This is a genomic window from Inquilinus limosus MP06 (genome assembly GCF_000767795.1).
GTDB classification, from domain to species: domain Bacteria; phylum Pseudomonadota; class Alphaproteobacteria; order DSM-16000; family Inquilinaceae; genus Inquilinus; species Inquilinus limosus_E.
The window spans coordinates 1-5,900 of sequence record NZ_JANX01000399.1 but is presented as its reverse complement, the minus strand read 5'-3'; the positions used below and the strand labels follow the sequence as shown (position 1 = coordinate 5,900).

Genomic DNA, 5,900 nt, shown 5'->3' with positions numbered 1-5,900 from the left:
GCCGCCGCCACGCTGCTGGAAGGCAGCGCCGCCTTCCGCGACTGGGGCGCCCGGCTGGCCGGTGACGCGGTCCCGCCCACGGAATGGCGCGCCGCCGATCTGGCACAGCCGCTGCCGCAGCTGCCGGCGCATGACCTCGTCATCCTGTCCTATGTGCTGGACGAGCTGGCGCCGGACCGGCGCGGAGCGCTGGTGGACGGGCTGTGGGCGGCCACCGGCGACCTGCTGCTGATCGTCGAGCCCGGCACCCCGGCCGGCTGGCGCCGCATCCTCGATGCCCGGTCGCGCCTGATCGCGGCCGGCGGCCATGTCGTGGCGCCGTGCCCGCATGACCGCGACTGCCCGCTGGTCGAGCCGGACTGGTGCCATTTCTCGCAGCGCGTCGCCCGCTCCCGCATCCACCGCCAGGCCAAGGGCGGCGAGGTGCCGTGGGAAGACGAGAAATTCGCCTATGTCGCGGTGTCGCGGCATCCGGGTGTGCCGATCGCCGGCCGCATCATCGCCCCGCCACGCGGCGCCGGCTCCCGAATCGACCTGCGGCTGTGTGCGCCGGAAGGAGGAGTCGTGGAGCGCACCGTGACCAAGCGCGACGGCGCCGTGCTGAAGGCGGCGCGCCGGCTTAGATGGGGCGATGCGCTGGACAGCGGGTCCTAGTCCGGCCGTCATTGCGAGCGCAGCGAAGCAATCCAGAGCCGTTTGGCGTGGCCCCTGGATTGCTTCGTCGGCTTCGCCTCCTCGCAATGACGGCGAGGAATTGTGTCGTCAGTCGGCTTCCACCGCCGAGGCGTGGCTGCGCAGCTCCTCGATGAACACCCGGCTGTTCTCGGTGTAGTCGACCGGCACGCTGACCAGGTGCACGCCGCCCTGGGCGAAGGCCTGCTCCAGCGTCGGCGCGAAATCCTCGGCCGACTCGATATTCCAGCCGGTGGCGCCATAGGCCTTGGCGTAGGTCACGAAATCCGGGTTGCCGAAGGTCAGACCCCAATCGGCGAAGCCCTGCGCCTCCTGCTTCCAGCGGATCATGCCGTAGGCGTTGTCGACCAGGATCACCACGACCAGGTTCAGCTTCAGCCGGATCGCGGTCTCCAGCTCCTGCGAGTTCATCATGAAGCCGCCGTCGCCGCACACCGCCATCACCCGGCGGTCCGGGTAGAGCATCGCCGCCACCATGGCCGAGGGCAGGCCAGCGCCCATCGTCGCCAGCGCATTGTCCAGCAGGATGGTGTTGGCGACATGGGTGCGGTAGCTGCGGGCGAACCAGATCTTGTACATGCCGTTGTCGAGGGCGACGACGCCGTCCTGCGGCATCACCGCCCGCACGTCGTGGACGATGCGCTGCGGCAGCAGCGGGAACCTGCCGCTGGTGCCGTCCGCCGCCGCCCGCTCCAGGATCTTCTCGCGCAGCCCGGCGAACGCCTCGGCCGCGGTCGGGTGCGGCCCGCCGAACGCTTCGGCCAGGTGGCCCAGCGAGGCGCCGATGTCGCCCACCACCTCATGATCCGGGAAATACACCTCGGCGATGTCGGCCGGCTGGTAGCCGACATGGATCACGGTCTGCCCCGCCTGCTCCATGATGAAGGGCGGCTTCTCCACCACGTCGTGGCCGATCGCCAGGATCAGGTCGGCGCTCGTCACCGCGTCGTGCAGATAGTCGCCCTCCGACAGGGCGGCGGTGCCGATATACAGGCCGGAATTGCCGTCGACCGCGCCCTTGCCCATCTGGGTGTTGAAGAACGGGATGCCCATCCGGCGCACGAAGTCGGACAGCGCCGGCACCAGGTGGCGGCGGTTGCCGGCGGCGCCGATCATCACCAGCGGGCGCTCGGCCGCGCGCAGCATCTCGGCGGCGGTGGCCACGGCCTCGTCATTGGCCACCGGCAGCTCCAGCGGGTGCAGCGGCACCGGGCCCAGCCCCTCGGGCGCCGGGGCGGCGGCGATGTCCTCCGGCAGCTCCAGATGCACCGGGCCCGGCCGCTCCTCCTGGGCGATGCGGAAGGCGTTGCGCACCAGGGTGGGGATCGCGCCGGTGCTGACGATCTGGCGCGACGACTTGGTCAGCGGCCGCATGGTGGCGACGATGTCGACGATCTGGAACTGCGCCTGGCGGCTCTTCAGGATCGGCTTCTGCCCCGTGATCATCACCATCGGCATGGCGCCCAGGAGGGCATAGGCCGCGCCGGTGGTGAGGTTGAGGGCGCCGGGCCCGAGCGTGGTGAGGCAGACGCCGGCCCTGCCGGTGAGGCGGCCATAGGTCGCGGCCATGAAGGCGGCCGACTGCTCGTGCCGGGTGACGATCAGCTCGATGCCGGAGCGGCGGAGCGATTCGACGATGTCGAGATTCTCCTCGCCGGGCACGCCGAAGACGCGGTCCACGCCCTCATTGACCAGGGCCTCGACGAGGAGGTCGGAGCCGGTCCGTTGCGCAGCCATGTCGGTCCTCTCTTGCTGGCGGTGCGATATGTCCCCGCAGGATAGGCCGGAAGCAGCGTGGATGACATGACCGTGCCGCAGGGCAGACGGACAGCCCGCGCACGCGGCGCAGGACCGCACGGTCTGGCCGGAGCCGCCGGCGGATGCCATCCTGTCGGGGCGCGGCGCCACGCGCGCATTGACCGCGACCCGCCGAAAGGGTCTTCTCCCGCAATGCAAGACGGATTGCCGCCGGACTGGGATGACCGACCGATCGCCGACAGGCATCGCGCCGGGCTCGAGGCGCTTGGCCTCTGGCTGGTCGAGGCGACACGGCGGCCGGTGCCGCTCAAGGGCCTGTTCCCGGGATTCTGCGAGCGGGTGGCGCAGACCATCGTCCCGGTCTGGCGCATCCATATCGGGCTCGAGGTGCTGCATCCCGAGATCAGCGGCACCATGCTGGTCTGGAGCGACGAGGCCATCGAGTTCCGGGAGCGCGAGCGCCAGGGCATCCTGCAGAGCACGGGCTATCTGACCAGCCCGACCAAGATCGTCGACGATACCGAGCGGGCGTATCGCCGCCGGCTCGACGGCGATGTCAGCGACCTGCCGATGCTGCAGGAGCTGCAGCAGCAGGGCTCCACCGACTATCTGATCACGCCGCTGCCCTTCCTCGACACCAGCCGCACCCGCTTCCTGTCCTTTGCCACGCGGCAGCCGGGCGGCTTCGACGATGACGACCTGAAGGCGCTGGACACCGCGGCCCGTCTGTTCAGCCCCTATGCCGAGCGCCAGGTGTGGAAACGCATCGCGCTCGACCTGCTCGACACCTATGTCGGCGCCCGCACCAGCCAGCGCATCGTCGAGGGCCAGATCGAGCGCGGCCAGGTCGACTGGATCGAGGCGGCGATCTGGCTGGCCGACCTGCGCGCCTTCACCCGGCGCAGCGAGGTGAATGCGATCCGCGACGTGGTCGAGCTGCTGAATGGCTGGTTCGGCGACATGGGCACGGCGATCGAGGCCGAGGGCGGCGAGATCCTGAAGTTCATCGGCGACGCGGTGCTGGCGATCTTCCCGGTGACGCAGGATGTGGACCGCCGCGCCGCCTGCGCCGCCGCTTTGGCCGCGGCCGAGGCCTTCTGCGCCCGGGTCGACGCCACCAATGCCGAGCGCGGGCTGGCGGGGCCGGACGCGGTCGATTTCGGCATCGGCCTGCATGTCGGCGAGATCGCCTACGGCAATATCGGCGCCGCCCGGCGGCTGGACTTCACCGTGATCGGCCCGGCGGTGAACCGCGCCAGCCGGTTGGAGGAGCTGACCAAGACCCTGCGCCGCCGGGTGCTGGTGTCGGAACCGTTCCGCGACGCCTGCGGCCGCCCGCTGCTCGACCTCGGCCTCCACCCGCTGCGCGACGTCGAAGGCACGCACCGGATTTTCGGGATCAGCTGAGGCGGACGATCTCACTCATCGTCATTGCGAGCCCCGAAGGGGCGTGGCAATCCAGGAATCGTGCCGCTGGATCGCCACGTCGCTTCGCTCCTCGCGATGACGAGGTGGTCGGGTTCCACCCTCAACGCGATAGGCCACACCGATGAAAGCCGTCGTCTTCGAGCAGTTCCGCCAGGCGCCGACCGTGCAGAGCGTGCCCGACCCGTCGCCCGCGCCTGAGGGCGTGGTGGTGAAGGTCGAGGCCACGGGGCTGTGCCGCAGCGACTGGCATGGCTGGATGGGGCACGATGCCGACATCGTGCTGCCGCATGTGCCGGGGCATGAGCTGGCAGGCACCATCGTCGCGGTCGGGCCGCAGGTGCGGCGCTGGCGCGAGGGCCAGCGGGTCACCGTGCCCTTCGTCGCCGGCTGCGGCCATTGCCCGGAATGCGCCAGCGGCAACCAGCAGGTGTGCGAACGGCAGTTCCAGCCCGGCTTCACCGCCTGGGGCTCCTTCGCCGAATATGTCGCGCTCGACTTCGCCGACACCAACCTCGTCGCCCTGCCGGACGAGATCGATTCGGCCACGGCGGCCAGCCTGGGCTGCCGCTTCGCCACCTCGTTCCGCGCCATCGTCGACCAGGGCCGGGTGCGGGGCGGGGAATGGGTGGCGGTGCATGGCTGCGGCGGCGTCGGCCTGTCGGCGATCATGATCGCCCGGGCCCTCGGGGCCAATGTCGTAGCGGTCGACCTGACCGAGCAGAAGCTCGACCTCGCCCGCCGGCTCGGCGCGGCGGCGACGGTCAATGCCGGCGGCTCGGCCAATGTGGTGCACGAGATTCGCGACCTGACCGGCGGCGGCGCCCATGTCTCGGTCGACGCGCTGGGGCATCCGGCCACCTGCATGAACTCGATCCGCTGCCTGCGCCGGCGCGGCCGGCACATCCAGGTCGGGCTGATGCTGGACGACCATGCCCGGTCGCCGGTGCCGATGGACCGGGTGATCGCCTATGAGTTGGAGATCCTGGGCAGCCACGGCATGCAGGCGTTCCGCTACCAGGCGATGCTGGACATGATCGCCGCCGGCACGCTGGCGCCGCAGAAGCTGATCGGCAGCCGCATCAGCCTGGACGAGGCGGCGGTGGCGCTGCCTCAAATGGACCGCTTCGACGGCACGGGCATCAGCGTCGTGACGCGGTTCTGAGGGCGAGGCCGACCCATCCTATCCTGTCATCCTCGGGCTTGACCCGAGGATCCAGGGGCTTTCAAGAGCCGCTCTCAGTGGCTCCTGGATTGCCGGGTCAAGCCCGGCAATGACAGTAAAAAGGGGTGGGGTTCCTAAAGCTTCCCGGCCCCCAGAATCAGGCGGATGCCGAGCGCGCCCATGACCGAGCCGGCGGCGCGGTCGAACCAGCGCTTCCAGCGCAGATAGACGGCGCGGGGACGATCGGCCGAGAAGACCAAGGCGACGATGGTGTACCAGCCGGCCTCGATGGCGAAGATCGCGGGCAGCAGCACGGCGAAGGTCCAGGCGGGCACCTGCGGCGGCAGGAAGGCGGCGAAGATGCTGCCATAGACGATCGCGGCCTTCGGGTTGCTCAGCTGGGTCACGGCGGCCAGGGTGAAGGAGCGGCGGACGCTGCGCGGCCGGCCCTCCGCCGTCTTCGGCACCGCGATCGGCTGCGCCGCCGTGCGCCACAGGCCGAGGGCGAGCCACAGCAGGTACAGACCGCCCGCCACCTTCAGCGTCAGGTACAGCCATTCCACCTGGGCCAGGATCGCCTGCAGGCCGAACAGGCCGAGCCCGCCATAGACCACGCCGCCGACGCCCATGCCCAGCGCGGCGGCCAGCCCGTCGCGGCGCGACAGGGCGATGGCGGTGCGGGTGACGAAGACGAAGCTTGGCCCCGGGCTGGCCGCCCCGACCACGATGGCGCCGAGGATGCTGAGCAGCGGGATGGTGATGTCCATGATGTCCTCCCTGGGGCCGTCAAATCTGTCGGATTTCCGAATCCGGGACCACTCATTCTTGGTCCCCCCTCCCCTTGCGGGAGGGGGGTAGG

The 5,900-nt window shown here is 70.3% G+C and carries 5 protein-coding genes; 3 read left to right on the top strand and 2 right to left on the bottom strand.

The window, feature by feature from the left end; genetic code table 11:
* Positions 1 to 654: small ribosomal subunit Rsm22 family protein (locus tag P409_RS24140; protein WP_034844649.1), on the top strand; the 654-nt coding region annotated here is incomplete at its 5' end.
* A gap of 108 nt (positions 655 to 762) precedes the next feature.
* On the opposite strand, the gene P409_RS24135 is transcribed toward P409_RS24140, so the two are convergent.
* A complete protein-coding gene (locus P409_RS24135; RefSeq protein ID WP_034844648.1) occupies positions 763 to 2,430 on the bottom strand; it encodes an acetolactate synthase large subunit in 1,668 nt (555 codons plus the stop codon).
* A gap of 213 nt (positions 2,431 to 2,643) precedes the next feature.
* Between P409_RS24135 and P409_RS24130 the strand changes: the two genes are divergently transcribed.
* Positions 2,644 to 3,858, top strand: coding sequence for an adenylate/guanylate cyclase domain-containing protein (locus P409_RS24130; protein WP_161790459.1), 1,215 nt, complete (start codon positions 2,644 to 2,646; stop codon positions 3,856 to 3,858).
* Between the two features lie 142 nt (positions 3,859 to 4,000).
* Positions 4,001 to 5,041 (top strand): zinc-dependent alcohol dehydrogenase family protein, encoded by a 1,041-nt coding sequence (locus tag P409_RS24125; RefSeq protein WP_034844647.1) that lies wholly within the window; start codon positions 4,001 to 4,003, stop codon positions 5,039 to 5,041.
* Positions 5,042 to 5,175: 134 nt separating this feature from the next.
* On the opposite strand, the gene P409_RS24120 is transcribed toward P409_RS24125, so the two are convergent.
* Positions 5,176 to 5,808, bottom strand: a complete 633-nt coding sequence (locus P409_RS24120; RefSeq protein WP_034844646.1) for a LysE family translocator — start codon at positions 5,806 to 5,808, stop codon at positions 5,176 to 5,178.
* Positions 5,809 to 5,900: the final 92 nt, after the last annotated feature.